Genomic DNA, 16379 nt, shown 5'->3' on the forward strand with positions numbered 1-16379 from the left:
ATGAATTTTTTAGAGAGTTTTAAAATAGCACTTGAAAGCATTAGAGCAAATAAAATGCGATCCTTTCTTACTATGCTTGGAATTATTATAGGAATAAGTTCTGTAATAGCAATTGTATCACTAGGTCAAGGGGGACAAAGTGCTGTTACAGATGAGTTTAATAAAATAGGAGCAACAACGGTAACTATAAGTCTTGACACAAGTAAGGCACAACAAAGTGATTATTTCACTTTAAAGGATGCAGCTCAAATAAAAAGTGATGTAAATACCATAAAATATGTTAGCCCAACAGTTCAAGAAAGGGGACTAGCGGTAACGGGTATTGCATCTAAAAATGCTACAATAGCTGGGGCAACTATTGACTATGCAGATATCCAAAATGAAGATATAATATATGGACGATACTATAACGAAATGGAACAAAATGAAGGAAAAGCTGTGGCCGTTATAGACGAAAATGCAGCAAAGACCTTATTTGGATATTCAGATGCTGTAGGAAAAACTATGAACATTGGACCTGGAAATGGAAGTAAAAAAGTTACTATTATTGGGATAAAAGCTTCTTCAGCCATGTTTGGAGGCGGTCCACCTAACATGCCAATTAGTGTAGAAGTTCCCATTACTCTATTACAGAGCATGTATTCAAGCAATTTTCAAATAAACAGCTTAACTATAGCAGCAGATTCTAAGGAAGATGCAGAAGATGCAGGAAATAGCGCTATAAGTATACTGGAAAGCAGACATAATAACAGGGGAAAAAGTATATACACAGCAAGTAATTTATTTCAGCAGCTAGATCAAATAAATAAAGTACTTGGAATATTTACAAGCTTTATAGGGGCAGTTGCTGCTATATCTTTAGTAGTTGGAGGCATAGGAGTTATGAATATAATGCTTGTATCAGTTACAGAGCGAACAAGGGAAATTGGTATAAGAAAGGCTATTGGCGCCACAACACAAAATATAATGCTGCAATTTTTAACGGAATCTGTTATTATTTCTCTCATTGGTGGAATAATTGGAATGATAATCGGAATTGGTGGAGCAGAACTTGCTGGAATGGCTGTAAATGTCGTGCCAGTGGTATCTCCAGTGGTAGTCATAGCTGCCATACTATTTTCATCAGCAGTTGGAATATTCTTTGGTATATATCCAGCTAGAAAAGCAGCTGCACTTGATCCAATTGAAGCCTTAAGGTATGAATAATATAAATTAAAAGAAATAAAAGTAAAATACAGGTTAGCTGCTTTACTGGTTATTTCTTTCAAGATTGCTAAGAGAAAAATAAAAGGCCGGCATAAATATGTTGGCCTTTTATTAATAAAAATTGGAGGTAATATGTCAATAAGACGAAAGCTTACTATATCTTATATTGCAATGTTATTAATACCAATTATTTCATTTATAGTCGTCACCTTCTTTACAGGGACAATTTTCAAAAATCGATTGGGAAATGCGTATAATGTCAGTCTGGGAGAAGCACCTATAGAAAACATTATTGAAAAGGATTCAAGGGCAATAGATAACATAAAAGATTATATTCTTAAGAATAATAAGGATTTATTAAAGGATGAGTTTTTTTCAGAACAAGAAAAATATTTAAATAAACATACAGGAGTAATTGTAAGAAAAAATGATGAGTTTATATATATATCCCCCTCTCTAAAAAATAATTTTACTTATAATTTATTGCCTCAATTCGGTAAAAATACTAACAACAGCAAAATTGATTTTTTAAAGCAAAATAAATTTGTAATATTAAAACAATATGATTTCTACATGGAGGATGAAAGTAAAATATCTATATTTTTAGTTTTAAATACCACCTCCAGTGAAAGTATTTTCTATGAGTTTATCGCTGTGGAAATAGGTATATTGATAGCAATACTAATTATTACCAATGGTATGCTTACATTTTTTATGTCAAAGAGCATAGTTAAACCTCTAGAGAAACTTAAAAATGGTGCGGTATTAATCAAAAATGGAAATTTGGATTTTAAATTAAGCAGTAGTGAAAATGATGAAATTGGGCAACTGAGCAGAGTTTTTGAAGAGATGAGATTCAAGTTAAAAGAGTCCCTTGAATTGCAGCTTCAATATGAAAATAATAGAAAAGAATTGATTTCTAATATATCTCATGATTTAAAAACTCCTGTAACAGCCATAAAGGCATATACAGAAGGCATAAGGGATGGAATAGCCGATACTCCAGAAAAGATGGAACGATATGTAAATACTATATATAGAAAAGCTGTAGATATGGATAGGCTCATAGATGAATTGTTTTTATTTTCAAAATTGGATTTAAAAAAGATTCCCTTTAATTTTGAAAAAGTAGAACTTTCAGATTATCTGAATGATTGTATAGAAGAATTAAGATTTGATCTAGAAAAGAAAAACATTAATATAACCTTTGTAAATGAGTTGAAAGAAGCCTCCTATGTAATAGCTGATAGAGAAAAGCTTAAAAGAGTTATAATGAATATAGTTGAAAACTCTGTTAAATATATAAATAAGGCAGTAGGTAAAATAGATATTAGAATTAATGAGAATCATGAATACGTATATGTCAGCTTTAAGGATAATGGTATGGGAATATCTAAAAAATCATTGCAATATATATTTGATAGATTTTATAGAGCAGATAGTTCAAGAAATTCTAATACTGGTGGAAGTGGTCTGGGACTTGCCATTTCGAAAAAGATTATAGAAGAACATGGTGGAAAGATATGGGCTGAAAGTGACGAAAATAGTGGAACAGATATAATATTTACATTAAAAAAATGGAGAGATGATTGTATTGAAAAAGATATTAATAGTTGAGGATGAGAGAAGTATAGCAGAACTTGAAAGAGATTATCTTGAAATTAGTGATTATGAAGTAGATATAGAATGCAGCGGAAAAATGGGACTTATTAAGGCAAAAAACAATAACTACGACCTTCTGATATTAGATGTGATGCTTCCAGAAATAGATGGATTTGAGATATGTAAAGCAGTTAGGAAGATAAAGGATATACCTATTATAATGATTTCTGCTAAAAAAGAAGATATAGATAAAATAAGAGGCTTGGGTTTAGGCGCTGATGATTATGTTACTAAGCCTTTTAGCCCAGGAGAGCTGGTGGCAAGGGTTAAAGCTCATCTTTCAAGATATGAAAGGCTTATAGGCAATAAAGAAGATAGAAGAGATGAAATTAAAATAAGAGCTCTAACTATAGATAAAGTATCCAGAAGAGTGTTTTTAAATAATAATGAAATTATTTTTACCACAAAGGAATTTGATTTATTAGCTTTTTTAGCATCAAATCCCAACAGGGTATATACAAAGGAAGAATTGTTTGACAAGATATGGAGCATGGACTCACTTGGAGACCTGGCAACTGTAACTGTGCATATAAGAAAGATAAGAGAAAAAATAGAGATAGATCCTTCAAATCCTCAATATATTGAGACTATTTGGGGAGTGGGCTACAGATTTGAAGTTTAGAACTCAGTTTTACTTCCGATACTTATAATTGTTTGAGAAAGGCACTCTAATTATTTGATTAGAGTGCCTTTCTATACTCAGTGAAAACCTAAGCCCAAACCCCTCTACCAACAATTTACTTAAAAGATTGCAATTGATTAAATGATTCAAAGAACTATTTTATTTTGAATAATTAAATGCAACTAAAAATATGGTACAATTTACATATATTCAATTGCAGTGGTAAATTATTCTGTTAAAAATTCTTATCTTAATGTGGTGATTAGTATAATAGAGAATACTTTAGTTTTATATAGAAACTAATAATTAAAAATTGTTAAAGAAAAGAATGGGAGAAAAAATGGATAGTCTAATTAAAGATTTATTAGATTATAGTAATATTAAAATATAAAAGAAGGTTGGTTGTATATGGAAAATATATATAGAAAAATAAAGGTGAAATATTTTACAGAAGATAATATTGAAAAAATTGCCTATTTATTTTTTGGCGGTCTAACTACATTAGTTAATACTGTGTCTTATTGGGTTTTGGCTTCGCAGTTAAAAATGAATTATATGATTGCCACCGTAATTGCATGGATAGCTGCAGTTGCTTTTGCATTTATAACAAATAAAATATTTGTCTTTAAAAGTTACAATAAAGATTTATTTAGTTTTTTAAAAGAAATAAGTTCATTTTTATTTTTTAGAATTGTAACATTATTTCAAGAATTAGGAACAATGTTTTTGTTAGTTCAAATAGTTGGAATAAATGATATTATTGCCAAAGTAGTATCTACCGTTTTAGTTGTTATTGCAAATTACTTTGCAAGCAAGTTATTTATATTTAAAAGTAATTAAACCGCTTTTATTATGAAAAAAATACCGTAAAATCTAATTTTATAATACGGTATTTTTTTAATTATTAAATTTTTATTGTTCAAAATCTTTATCCTTAAGAGTTCTTGCCAGATGATGAAAGGACTGAACTCTTACTATCACAACTAATCAAAAATATTAGACAGATGTATCTTTAATTTAGAGATATAGTCTGGTACATTCGGATTCTTAACAACATCATTTACTGAAAAACTTGGTAATTTCTCTAATCCAATAAAAGAATGTGTATAATGAAAATCCGCAAGAACTTCATCTACAGATTGACCTCTAAAAAATGAATTTTCATCTTCAAATACTTCTAATGCAGCATTCCAGGTTGTAGATATCATATATTTTTTATCGTTTAATAATCCTCCTCTCCCATATTCTGTTCCTCCTTTATAATACTGTCCGCCATTATATATATCTTCGAAATAACGTTTCAAAACAGCAGGTGCAGAAAACCAATAAACAGGGAATTGGAAAATGATGCAGCTAGCTTCTTTCCATTTTTCATCTTCTTCTTTTGGATTATAACCATCCTTTACAGTGGTTCGTAAAATTTTATATCCTCTATCCTTCAAATAATCAGCTGATGTATCAGCTAATAAAGTATTCAATTCTCCTTTAGATGCGTAAGAATATTTATCATCTGTGCCATTAATAATTAATACAGTTTTATTAGTCATATATTTATACCTCCCGTTAACTTAATAAAAATATTCTTTTGATTATATAAGTTGCAATTAAAATTGTTCATTTAATAAATAACATTTAGATAGAAGCTACTTAAATGCACTAAATATTTTATTATGAATGTAATTTATTGCAACATATATGTTAAGAGTTTTACTTGCTTATTTTATTTAAAATCCATGCCATATTTTCTCCTATGGATTTCATATTTTCCATACCTTCCTCATCATTTAGTACTTCCCCTATTTCTTTTCCACGTACCATATTCCAATAAGTTCCACCTACTGAATACATTTGAGTACAATGTAAGAAATAATTCATAGTATCAAAGGCGTGCATGTCACCTCCTCTACGAACCGCTACAACAGCAGATCCTACTTTGTGCTTGAAAAGATTTTCGTTAGCAATTGAAACCATACCAATTCTTTCAAGTAATGCCTTCATATTTGCTGTTACATCTGCAAAATATACTGGTGAACCTAAAATAATACCATCGGCTTCTACCATTTTTTCAATGCACTTATTTACAATATCATTTTTAAGAACACATTTTTTATCTTTATTTTTAAAACAACCACCACAGCCTATACATCCTTGTATATTGTTACCAGATAATTGAATTAATTCAGTTTCTATGTTTTCCTTTTTTAATTCATTAAATATTTTTTCTATAATAATAGCAGTATTACCATCTTTTCTAGCACTTCCATTAATAGCTATAACTTTCATTTATATATTCCTCCTAAAATTTTCGTTAAAGTTGATAAATAATTTTCTTGATTCAAATCAGTATTTTTATTTAAAATTATTATTATTTCTTATAAAATCATTATATATGTTGTACAACATATTTTTATTCTAATATATATGTTTATGTTTGCATAATATATATATAATATATAGTATATAACTATAAGTTATATAGGAGGATCTAAATGATTAGTATTGATCAAATGAAATATTTTATAGCAATAGTTGAACATGGGAGCTTAAATAAAGCTTCACAATATTTATATATTTCTCAACCAGCTTTGACAAAACAATTAGCTTTATTAGAAAAATCATTGAAGCGTTCATTATTATTAAGAACGCCTTCTGGAATGAAATTAACTCCTTCAGGGAGATATTTTTATGAACGTTCTAACACAATTATCAAAATGCTAAACGAAACCATAACTGGAGTTAGATGTTTTGGTGGTAAGGATACAATAAGAATTGGTGGACTATCTAATTTAATAACTTATTTTATGCCTAAATATGTTAATAAGATTAAGCATATGGATTATGAAGTTTTTATTGAGTCCATGGATACAAATGCTCAACTAATAAGGGGCTTAGAAGATGATTTTTTCAATATAGTATTTGTATCTGATGCATTACAAAAACCTGAGTTGGTTACTATTCCATTGTTAGTTGAGCCTTTTTTTCTAGTTATGAAAAGTTCAAATTATTTATCCAAATTAGAAGATATTGATTTTCTTACTGCTGTAAAAGAAAAGCTGATTATGTATAAAGATCCGTGCCCAATAAGAGCTACCATCAGGGAACACTGCAATTTAATGAATGTTTCACCAAACATTGTACTGGAACTTGAATCAACTGAATCTATAATCAGTTATGTTGAACAAGATTTTGGTATTACACTCCTTCCTAAAATGGTAGCCGACAGTATTAATAATCCCTCAATAGTAGTACGTGAAATTAAAAAGTTCCCTATTCATAGGGTTATTTCTGCCGTATTAAAAAAAGAGCAGGCATCTTCTTACCTGCCACTCCTACTGTAAATTAAAATCAAATAAAATTAAAATAATTAATGTTTATAATATTTTAATCAAATCTTAATGTTGAAGCATTATTATTGAAAAGCACCATAGATACTAAGAACTTTGTCAAGTAGCATTAAATTGAATAAAAACTCTACATGATGCCAAAATCTCTGTTTATGTTTATGAAATGATACATTAATATTAATAACTATATATTTTTAGGAGTGAAATAATGTGTAGATTTTTAGACATAGGGTTTGATAATTACGTCAATATAAATAAGATAGAAAAAATAACACAATATTCGTCAGCACCAACTAGAAGAATTATTAAAGATGCAAAATATAATGAGCTTATAAATTGTACCGCTGGAAGAAAAACATTATCTATAATATTTACTAAGGATAATAAAATCATACTCAGTGCTGTTGGTAAAGAAATACTAATTGGAAAATACAAAAGCATAGTAAAAAAATAAGTAATAAAAGATTTATATATATATAATAAAATTTTATATATAATTTAAATATTGGTTTTATATACTTTTATAGTATGTGCTTTATTTTACATTGTTTTAATTAAAGTTAAAAAACTAATTAACTATACAAAAAATAAATAACTAGAAAAGGTGGAGTTTTGATGACAATTATTCAAACCTTGATATTAGCAATAGTACAAGGCGTAACAGAATTATTTCCCATTAGCAGTGCAGGACATTCAGTAATTGCCCCTTATGTTTTTAGATGGAATCTAGATCCTGTATTTTTAAAGGAAAACTTTCTTCCATTTGTAGTCATGATGCATTTAGGTACATCTATAGCTCTTTTTATTTTCTTTTGGAAAGATTGGAAAGCTGTTATAAAGTCTATTTTTAATAGCAGAGATTCTAAGAAATTATTATTTTTAATCATTGTTGGAACAATTCCAGCAGCAATAATAGGACTTATTTTTGAAAAGAAATTAACAATGCTATTTGGAATTGCTTCAGCGGCTTCTATATTTTTGATTTTGAATGGAGTTTTATTATTTGTAGGAGAGAAGGCTGCTTCTAAAGGTAAAAAGAATATTGAGGATCTAAGTTATAAACAAGCTGCTATAATAGGTTTATTTCAATCCTTAGCACTTTTCCCTGGGTTTTCAAGATCAGGTTCCAGTATAACTGCTGGTTTTTGGATGGGACTAAAACATGAAGAATCCGCTCGATTTTCAATGCTGCTGGCTACTCCAATTATAGCTGGAGCATCAGTACTTGAAGTACCGAAATTATTTAAAGCAGCTAATCGTCCTTTATTGAATATGTCAATTATAGGAGGAATTGCGGCAGGTATATGTGCACTTATAGCTGTTAATATACTTATGCGCTGGTTTAATAAAAAGGAAGTCAATGCTATGCGTCCATTTTCTTTTTATTGTTGGATAGTGGGAGCAGTAATTTTAATTTCACATTTTGTTTAGAAAATAGGAAGTGAGTTTTGTCACTTCCTATTTTTATTTTAATTTGAATAAATTATTTTAGATTTTCGTAAAAAGTAGCATCTAAAGGATTTCTATCCACTAACCTTTTATAACTATATTCTGGATATCCCACCATAACAGCTCCTGTAATTTTCTTATCTTCTGAAATGTTGAATAATTTAAGCATTGGAGAATTTTCGCTAAGTGCGCATATTTCAAATATTCCAGCCCAGCATGACCCTAATCCAAGAGATGGTGCAAATAACTCAAGATAAGCCAATGAAAAAATTGAATTTTCTCTTCCACCTGAAAAATTTACATCAGCAGTAGCTAAAATAAGATTAGGTGCTCCTCGTAAAACAGTATCAATTCCTTTTTCGTGATAATTCTTAATAACCCCAGAAAATATCTTACTGAAAATTGCATCATTCTCCAACCACTTAACTGCAACTTCAACAGCCTGTTGGATTACTTTTTTATCATCTACTATTACATAGGATACACCCTGTTTATTGCTTGCAGTAGGAGCAAAACGGGCAATATCAACCAACTGAATTAATTTTTCTCGCGGCACAGAAGCTTCCTTATAAGAACGAATTGAACGTCGTGAGCGAAGAAAATTTTCTGCCTCTTCCGCATTTAATTTTGGAAATTCTTTTGGTTTAATCTGGTTAACCAAAGGTGTTTTTTTATTGTCAATAGCTTCTTTTGGACAAGCAGCCACACAATGACCACAAGCCATACAATTTCCATTAGCAAGTTCTTCTGGTCCTTTTTCTCCAATACGCAATAATCCTGTTGGACATTCCTTTACGCAAATACCACACTTAATACATTTTTCTTCATTTACAGTTATTAAACTCATTTTTATTCACTCCTATTTTAATTATTTAGTTATTTAAAAAATTTCATAGTCATGCAGGTATTAATTTTAATTCCTACACATCTATAATTTCTTTTTAAAATTTTATATGCATATACATATATTTTGCTAAAAAAATACTACTGCATTTACAAATTAAATATTTATTCGATAACTAGTCGCTGTAACACTCCACCGCACTCTATGAAAGTGATTCACACAAAATCCAAGATTTTGGTTCTCTGCTTGCACTCTGTGAAAGCGATCAAATACAAAATAAATTTTGTTTTGCCTGCTTTTCTACAAGGTGGAGATAACAGCGACACGTTCCTGGATGATTCATCTAGATTTAGCGAAAGTACAAATTCCCACTAAATAAGATTCATTGATAATCTATATACAAATACATATATACCATTGATTGGTTTGAATTAATAAATAATAAATTAAGACATTATATGTATATACATATAATTGCTAAAAAAAACTGCTAAACTAAATTTTGAATATAGTTTAATGTTTTTAAAAATTCCTGAAAACTTTCAACACCTATACCCTGTTCTATTTTAGATTGAGCTACTTCCCATAATGGAATGGCTTCCTCAAGTTTTTTTTCTCCACTATTAGTTATGGAAATAGATTTTCTTCTTGAGTCATCATCCTCTTTTGTAACAGTAATATATCCCTTTTTCCTTAATATTTCAATGTTACGAGTTACTGTAGTTTGATCCATTAATAATATAATTCCCAATTCACTTACTGAAATATTTTTGTGCACTAAAATATTAGTTAATAGAGACAATTGAGTGCTGCGCAATCCAGTTGGTTGAAGAATTTTATCATAAAATTGAGTAATGACCCTTGTTGTCTTTCTCAAATTTCCACATGCACAGCTTTTCACATGTGCTATATCAGATACCTTCAAATAGGGCATCAATTTTACACCTCCAATACAATATATGTATATGCATATATTAATATTATCTAGAACTATTGTCAAGTAATTTTTATTGATTTAAAATAGGAAACCCTTTAACCTTGTCATAGAATTATTGCTCTTAATATAAAATTCAGTTGAAATTGAATTCTATCTTTACTAATTATTGTAATCAGTTTTTATTTACAAAATATCTTTACTAATTTCCACCAATAATAAATAGTTATTTTGGATTCTACTAAATTAATAGATAGTAATTAGAATAATTATTGTCTATATGTGTTATCCTACCTAATGTACACATGGATAAATATAATTTTATATTTATTAAAAATGTTAAGACTTTTATGTGGGAGTGATATTATTGAACGAGGGAATTGTAGTATTTGTAAGAGCAATCATTGCTTTTTTTTCATTATTAATATTTGCACGTGTTCTAGGTAAGAAACAAATAAGTCAACTTACTTTCTTTGATTACACACTTGGAATTACCATTGGATCAATAGCTGCTACTATGACAACGGATTTATCAAGTAGAGCTTGGCCTCATTGGGTGGGCCTTACTACTTGGACAGTTGCCGGATTGGGTATTGACCTACTTACAACTAAATCCAGGTTTGCAGCAAAATATATAGAAGGAGAACCAACTATAATAATAATGAATGGCAAAATATTAGAAAGTAATATGCGTAAATTAAGGTATGATGCTACAAATTTACAACAACAGTTAAGAACTAAAGATGTATTTGATCTAAATGAAGTTCACTTTGCAGTGTTAGAGCCCAATGGTGAACTTTCTGTTCTAAAAAAGCCAGAGTTGCAGCCAGTAACTGCAAAAGATATGAACATTACTGTGCCTAACACCGGAATAGGAATAGAATTAATTTATGATGGTATAGTAGTAGATTTGAATTTAAAACAAATTAATCGTAATCGTAAATGGTTACGATCTGAGCTGAAGAAATATGGAGTGAAAGATCCTTCTGAAGTATTTCTGGCTACTTATGAAGCCTCAGGTTCTTTGTACGTAGACAAATTCAAAGATAAAATACAAAAACCTATTGTTGTAGGTGACTTTAAGGGTCCCTATTAATAAGTTTATTTGTATGCAAAATAACTCTACAGATTTAACATTGTAATTTATAAATGGAGGAATAGTCATGAGAAAATTCTTTGTTATATTCATTCCAGTGGCTTTCTTAGTAATTTCTATATTAATCATGCTTAGCGGACAATTTTTTAAGAAGCCTATAGCAGATTGGGATAACGTTCCAAAGCATATGGACACAATTACAGAAGCTGTAACATCAGATAACTGGAAATTAGCAGGGCAAAATACCGATGAACTAGAAACAGCTTGGAAAGCTGTCACTAAACGAATTCAATTTAGCAGCGAGCGAGATGAAATGAATGCTCTAAGTGTAAGCATTGCTCGAATAAAAGCCTCTATTAGCTCCAGAGATAAAACTGCATCCCTAATGGAATTAAGTGAAGCTAAACAACATTGGGATGATTTAGGTAGATAAGAAATACTTTCTTATATTCTAAAGGTACTCTACAGATCTCTTTTTCATCTTTTAAACAGGTTAGAGAATAGCAGTTATAGAATTATAGAAAACGGCCACAGCCGTTTTCTATCTTTTAACTAGTAATTCAATATCCATGCTGCACCATATTTACATCAATTAATGCTAGTACAGCCCATCCAAATTTACCAGAATTCCTTTAAAATTTTCAACAATTGCTATTTCTATGAATTTAATCTTATCCTTGCAGGCAACTTCATAACCATTTACCAAAAGTACAATCTTATGTTCTCCTGGATAATGCCGGCGGGTAGTCATATCGGACCATGAATATATTTTTCTTCCTGTGATTTTTTCACTTCCAGTTTAATATTGAAATTACAAAACCACCAATTAGTTATATAGTATATATAAACTAATTGGTGGTTAAGCAACTCCTAACTAATTAGCAAATCGCACCTTGAAATAATTCCACAGAGCTCATTAAACTGTTTTTCGATTCTTTCAATTAAATCTGCATCTTTTTTCTCATTTAAACCTGGATATGGTTTTCCATTATAATTTCCATCATAAGTCAGTACATCTCTAATAGATTCTTCTTTATCATATAATTCTTTGATGATTTGACATTCTTTATCGTTAGGATTGATCAACGAAATTGCATAGAGCAGACCTGCCGCTGCACCAAACTCTAACATAGGTGTAGGGACATCATTTTTTTGTGCCAAATCAATGGTTCCAAGTATACGCTCGCCTCTTTTCAATTTCCTTAACGGGTCACGTCCAACACGGATACACGGATCCTTAAAAGAATACCTGCATCGTTTAATAAAGTTTGTAATAAAATTGTCCACATACTCTGTCAATTCCACGTCATGTTTTAGGATAGCAGGTTTTATTTCTTTTTTCATAACTGTTTTCACAAGCGAAATTACACGTTCATCTCCCATACCCTGACCAATTGTTTTATAACCCAGAAGACTTGAATACCACGCAATAATGGCATGGGTTCCATTGGATAATTTGTTTTTCACATCCTGCATTTCTGATATATTATCTACAGTTTTAATTTGCCTAATTCTTTCTAAAATAGGGCTTCCTTTACTTGCATACAATAACATATCAGGCTCACTGTTGAATAAAGTGATATTCAGCCTAGATAATTCCTGTGTAATTTCTGATACATTATATAGCTTTTTAGAAATATCTTTCACCAAAGCGGCATCTTTGTTTCCATCATTATTTTCTTTGGCATTTTGCTTATCTTTTTTGTCCTTAATACTCTTTTCCTCTGAAGAACTTTCGAAAAGTGAACCGATGTCCAATTCTTTTTTTGCTATATTTCCTTCAACAGTTCTAAAATTCATTCCTACTTGTTTTAAAAGAGCTTTTTTGTGTATTTTAGAAACCATTCTATTTACAACCGTCTCAGCAAAAAAAGCTTTAGATATAATTCTCTTTGCTTCCTCTTTTGTGACAAAATTTTTCAGTGCATTTTCAACATTTCGTTTTACATATAATCCACCATTAATTTTATTTAATATTACAAGAATCGTTATAGCCTTTCCATTGTTCCGATATCGTTCAATTAAACCTTTTGCAATGATAACTGATTCCTGTTTAATTGCTGCTTCTGGAAGACTGAGTCCAATGATTTCTGATTCTACATACATTTTTTTCATTTCAGCTTCATCTAAAGTATCTATGAGTCTCATGTTAGTGATTGTTTGATCAAAAGCTAAATTTTCATAATGAACATTAAATTTACCAAAAGCATTCACTAGCTCTCGTAAAGTAGAATTTCTCGTTGCCCCTACTATTTCAGCAGGTCTTGTGTAACCATCCCAATGTGAAAAAATTTGTGTTAAATATCCTCCACCTATGGCACCAAAACCATGAATACCCACCTTCATATGATTGAACCTTCTCGGAAAATGTTCATTTAGTCTTGGCTTAGGCATTTTATCAGTAACTTTTATCAAGTCATTCAAAAAATCCAACATGCTGTCATAGGATTTAAATGCACGATCTTTAATTTCTTGTTTTGGCTCTTTCATATCTTTCACAAATATGGGCATTGCCCCTGAATCTGCGGCAGCAAGAAGACCGTTTTGAGAATCCTCAAATATTAAACAATTTGAAGGTTCGCAATTCAACTCACCAGCAGCTTTTAAAAATATTTCCGGATTTGGCTTTCCATTTTTTACTTCATCTCCACATACAACAATATCAAAATAGTTCATTATATAAGAGCGCATAAGGTACTCTTCCGTTATACTTCGTTTGCTTGATGTAGCAACTGCAAGCAATATACCATTCTTTTTTAATCTTTCCAAAACATCAATAAGTCCTTTTTTAACTGGGACTCCATTTATTCTAACGTACTCCAGTTCAAGTTCATCTGCTTTTTTACGAATTTCCTTGTAAGGATAATTATCCCCGTATTGCTTCTTGGCAAGTTCTTCTGATGACTGTGCACTAAGACCTAATGAATCCATTAAAAGTTCATCCTCCATACTCTTCCCATAGAGCATTTCAGACGCCTGTTTTAACATTTTCATTCTAAGTCTTTCAGTATCAAACATGGTTCCATCCATATCAAAAATTGCTGCATTTACTGTTTTTGTTTGAAAAATCATATTTTACCTCCAATGAAAAAACATGTGTTTTTTGAAATTTAATCTATTATTTTTATTTAAGTTATTATCTTGCAAATTGTTAGTCCATGCATATAATGATGCTAGTCAATAGTCATATATGCAAATTAGAAAATATTAGTATAAGATTAGACTAATGTATCGAATACATATTCTATTAAAAGCCTTTATTTAACAAAATAGTATATTATGATATTTCTTTGGCACGTTTAATAAAAGCATGTGCTTTTCAACCAACAACTTAATTATATATTATAGGTTGTTTGTTGTCGAGTTGATAATTAGAATATAAATGTAAACAAATAATAAACCTTCACACAAAATTATCTATTTCATCATTTTATTTTAAGGTCTCTAATTGATAAAAAAACATAGAGAAAAAAGCAGAAATGGTATTGAATACAACTTGCGCTTTTTGTCTAGTATTTGGATACAAAAAAGGTTATACACTCTCATTTCAAGAGTGTATAACCTCTGATGTTAATATTCTATTGTTTATTTGCATCTGTAGTATTTCAATTCTAATTTTTTTGATTCACGTATTTTTCAAATGGTGCAACTATTTTACAATTGAATATCTTAGTTTTTAGCCTTCAAGTACAGCAGCCTTAGCATTTGCCTTTTCTTCTATAAGCTTTGCCAAAGAATGTGCCATTTCATCAAGTTCTGCTTGATTTTCTCCTTCAAGCATTACCCTTACTAAAGGCTCTGTTCCAGAAGGTCTTATCAAAACTCTGCCTGTTCCATCCAGCTTTTTTTCTATCTTTTTAATTTCATTTACAATTTCTAAATCTTCTTTATATATGTTCTTCTTGTTATTTGGTATAGTAGCATTTGCCAGTACTTGAGGAAGCTTTTTCATCATACTTGCAAGTTCTGATAAGGTATTGCTACTGTTTTTTACTATAGAAGATAATTGCAGCCCAGTAACCAAGCCATCTCCTGTAGTATTATAATCAAGGAATATTATATGTCCTGATTGTTCACCACCAAGCTTATAGCCCTGCTTTAGCATTTCTTCCAAAACATATCTATCTCCAACCTTTGTTTTAACTGTATTTATATTTTCCTTATCAAGAGAAATAAAGAGTCCCATATTACTCATTACAGTTACAACAACTACATCTTCATTTAATTTTCCATTTTCCTTCAAATGTTTCCCACATATAGCCATTATAAAATCGCCATCTATAAGATTACCTTTTTCATCTACAGCAAGGCATCTGTCTGCATCTCCATCAAAAGCAAGACCTAAATCACATTTCTTTTTCACTACATATTCCATAAGTTCTTCAGGATGAGTGGATCCACAGCATTTGTTTATATTTATACCATCTGGATCATTATTTATTACAACGATTTCTGCTCCAAGATCTCTAAAGGTTTTTACTGATGTTTTATAACTCGCACCATTAGCACAATCTAAAGCTATTCTCATTCCCTTTAAGTCACAATTAATTGTGGATTTTGCAAATTCCATATAATCTTCAAGAGCAGAATCTTCTATTACTTTTCTTCCCAAATTTTCTCCTGAAGGTGAAGGAATATCTTTGCAATTATTTTCAATTACACCCTGTATTTTATCTTCTAGTTCATCTGAAAGTTTATAACCTTGAGAATTAAAAAACTTTATACCATTATATTCTACAGGATTATGTGAAGCTGATATTACAATACCGGCATCCAGTTTATACTTCCTTGTAAGATAAGCTATAGCTGGTGTAGGTATTACTCCAACGCAAACTGCCTCTGCTCCTACAGAAAGTATTCCTGATACAAGTGCTGATTCCAGCATATCCTTAGATATCCTGGTGTCTGTTCCAACTAATATTCTAGGTTTATGTGATCCCTTCGACAATACATATGCCCCAGCTCTTCCAAGGCTATATGCAATTTCCGGTGTTAATTCGCAATTAGCTACACCTCTTACACCATCTGTACCAAACATCCTACTCATAATATTTTCTACCTCGCTCTATCAATGAATCATGTTTTAGACAAACTACCAATCATATTCTAAATGATTTCATTTGAAATTATTTTAATAAAAATATTCATGATTAGCATTATATCATATTAATATTCATGAAACAATTATATGGTTACCGATTTACCTATCCTGCGATAAGTAA

16 protein-coding genes are annotated in these 16379 nt (G+C 30.3%); 9 read left to right on the top strand and 7 right to left on the bottom strand.

Annotated features, from left to right (window positions below; all coding sequences use genetic code 11):
• From CLOPA_RS20865 to CLOPA_RS20880, 4 genes are all read left to right on the top strand, one after another.
• Nucleotides 1-1206, top strand: coding sequence for an ABC transporter permease (locus CLOPA_RS20865; protein ID WP_015617408.1), 1206 nt, complete (start codon nt 1-3; stop codon nt 1204-1206).
• Nucleotides 1207-1338: 132 nt separating this feature from the next.
• Nucleotides 1339-2823 carry a sensor histidine kinase gene (locus tag CLOPA_RS20870; protein ID WP_015617409.1) on the top strand — a complete coding sequence of 495 codons (1485 nt, stop codon included), beginning with the start codon at nt 1339-1341 and terminating at the stop codon, nt 2821-2823.
• Complete coding sequence (locus CLOPA_RS20875) at nt 2801-3490, top strand: response regulator transcription factor (protein ID WP_015617410.1); 690 nt, start codon at nt 2801-2803, stop codon at nt 3488-3490. The genes CLOPA_RS20870 and CLOPA_RS20875 overlap by 23 nt, the downstream gene beginning before the upstream one ends.
• A gap of 408 nt (nt 3491-3898) precedes the next feature.
• Nucleotides 3899-4330 (top strand): GtrA family protein, encoded by a 432-nt coding sequence (locus CLOPA_RS20880; RefSeq protein ID WP_015617411.1) that lies wholly within the window; start codon nt 3899-3901, stop codon nt 4328-4330.
• A gap of 143 nt (nt 4331-4473) precedes the next feature.
• On the opposite strand, the gene CLOPA_RS20885 is transcribed toward CLOPA_RS20880, so the two are convergent.
• Together CLOPA_RS20885 and CLOPA_RS20890 are read right to left on the bottom strand one after the other, a co-directional pair.
• Nucleotides 4474-5037, bottom strand: a complete 564-nt coding sequence (locus CLOPA_RS20885) for an NAD(P)H-dependent oxidoreductase (RefSeq protein WP_015617412.1) — start codon at nt 5035-5037, stop codon at nt 4474-4476.
• 160 nt (nt 5038-5197) lie between these two features.
• Complete coding sequence (locus CLOPA_RS20890; protein WP_015617413.1) at nt 5198-5773, bottom strand: flavodoxin family protein; 576 nt, start codon at nt 5771-5773, stop codon at nt 5198-5200.
• Nucleotides 5774-5979: 206 nt separating this feature from the next.
• On the opposite strand from CLOPA_RS20890, the gene CLOPA_RS20895 reads away from it, so the two are divergent.
• From CLOPA_RS20895 to CLOPA_RS20905, 3 genes are all read left to right on the top strand, one after another.
• Nucleotides 5980-6828: a LysR family transcriptional regulator gene (locus tag CLOPA_RS20895; protein WP_015617414.1), complete on the top strand. Its 849-nt coding sequence runs from the start codon at nt 5980-5982 to the stop codon at nt 6826-6828.
• Between the two features lie 214 nt (nt 6829-7042).
• Complete coding sequence (locus CLOPA_RS20900) at nt 7043-7288, top strand: DUF370 domain-containing protein (RefSeq protein ID WP_015617415.1); 246 nt, start codon at nt 7043-7045, stop codon at nt 7286-7288.
• Between the two features lie 161 nt (nt 7289-7449).
• On the top strand, nt 7450-8265 hold the full coding sequence (locus tag CLOPA_RS20905) for an undecaprenyl-diphosphate phosphatase (RefSeq protein ID WP_015617416.1): 816 nt from the start codon (nt 7450-7452) through the stop codon (nt 8263-8265).
• 52 nt (nt 8266-8317) lie between these two features.
• Here CLOPA_RS20905 and CLOPA_RS20910 read toward each other — a convergent pair whose 3' ends face one another.
• Nucleotides 8318-9130, bottom strand: coding sequence for a nitroreductase family protein (locus CLOPA_RS20910; protein WP_015617417.1), 813 nt, complete (start codon nt 9128-9130; stop codon nt 8318-8320).
• A gap of 487 nt (nt 9131-9617) precedes the next feature.
• On the bottom strand, nt 9618-10061 hold the full coding sequence (locus CLOPA_RS20915) for a MarR family winged helix-turn-helix transcriptional regulator (RefSeq protein ID WP_015617418.1): 444 nt from the start codon (nt 10059-10061) through the stop codon (nt 9618-9620).
• A gap of 367 nt (nt 10062-10428) precedes the next feature.
• Between CLOPA_RS20915 and CLOPA_RS20920 the strand changes: the two genes are divergently transcribed.
• Nucleotides 10429-11157: a DUF421 domain-containing protein gene (locus CLOPA_RS20920; RefSeq protein ID WP_015617419.1), complete on the top strand. Its 729-nt coding sequence runs from the start codon at nt 10429-10431 to the stop codon at nt 11155-11157.
• 67 nt (nt 11158-11224) lie between these two features.
• Nucleotides 11225-11590 carry a DUF4363 family protein gene (locus CLOPA_RS20925; RefSeq protein ID WP_015617420.1) on the top strand — a complete coding sequence of 122 codons (366 nt, stop codon included), beginning with the start codon at nt 11225-11227 and terminating at the stop codon, nt 11588-11590.
• 165 nt (nt 11591-11755) lie between these two features.
• Here the strand turns inward: CLOPA_RS20925 and CLOPA_RS25395 are convergent, their stop codons facing one another.
• The 3 genes from CLOPA_RS25395 to glmM all read right to left on the bottom strand — a co-directional run bounded on the left by CLOPA_RS25395 (nt 11756) and on the right by glmM (nt 16204).
• Nucleotides 11756-11908: a hypothetical protein gene (locus tag CLOPA_RS25395; RefSeq protein ID WP_155241956.1), complete on the bottom strand. Its 153-nt coding sequence runs from the start codon at nt 11906-11908 to the stop codon at nt 11756-11758.
• 119 nt (nt 11909-12027) lie between these two features.
• A complete protein-coding gene (mtlD, locus tag CLOPA_RS20930) occupies nt 12028-14229 on the bottom strand; it encodes a bifunctional mannitol-1-phosphate dehydrogenase/phosphatase (protein ID WP_015617421.1) in 2202 nt (733 codons plus the stop codon).
• A gap of 604 nt (nt 14230-14833) precedes the next feature.
• Nucleotides 14834-16204 (bottom strand): phosphoglucosamine mutase, encoded by a 1371-nt coding sequence (gene glmM / locus CLOPA_RS20935; protein WP_015617422.1) that lies wholly within the window; start codon nt 16202-16204, stop codon nt 14834-14836.
• Nucleotides 16205-16379: the final 175 nt, after the last annotated feature.

This window comes from Clostridium pasteurianum BC1, from assembly GCF_000389635.1.
GTDB classification, from domain to species: domain Bacteria; phylum Bacillota; class Clostridia; order Clostridiales; family Clostridiaceae; genus Clostridium_I; species Clostridium_I pasteurianum_A.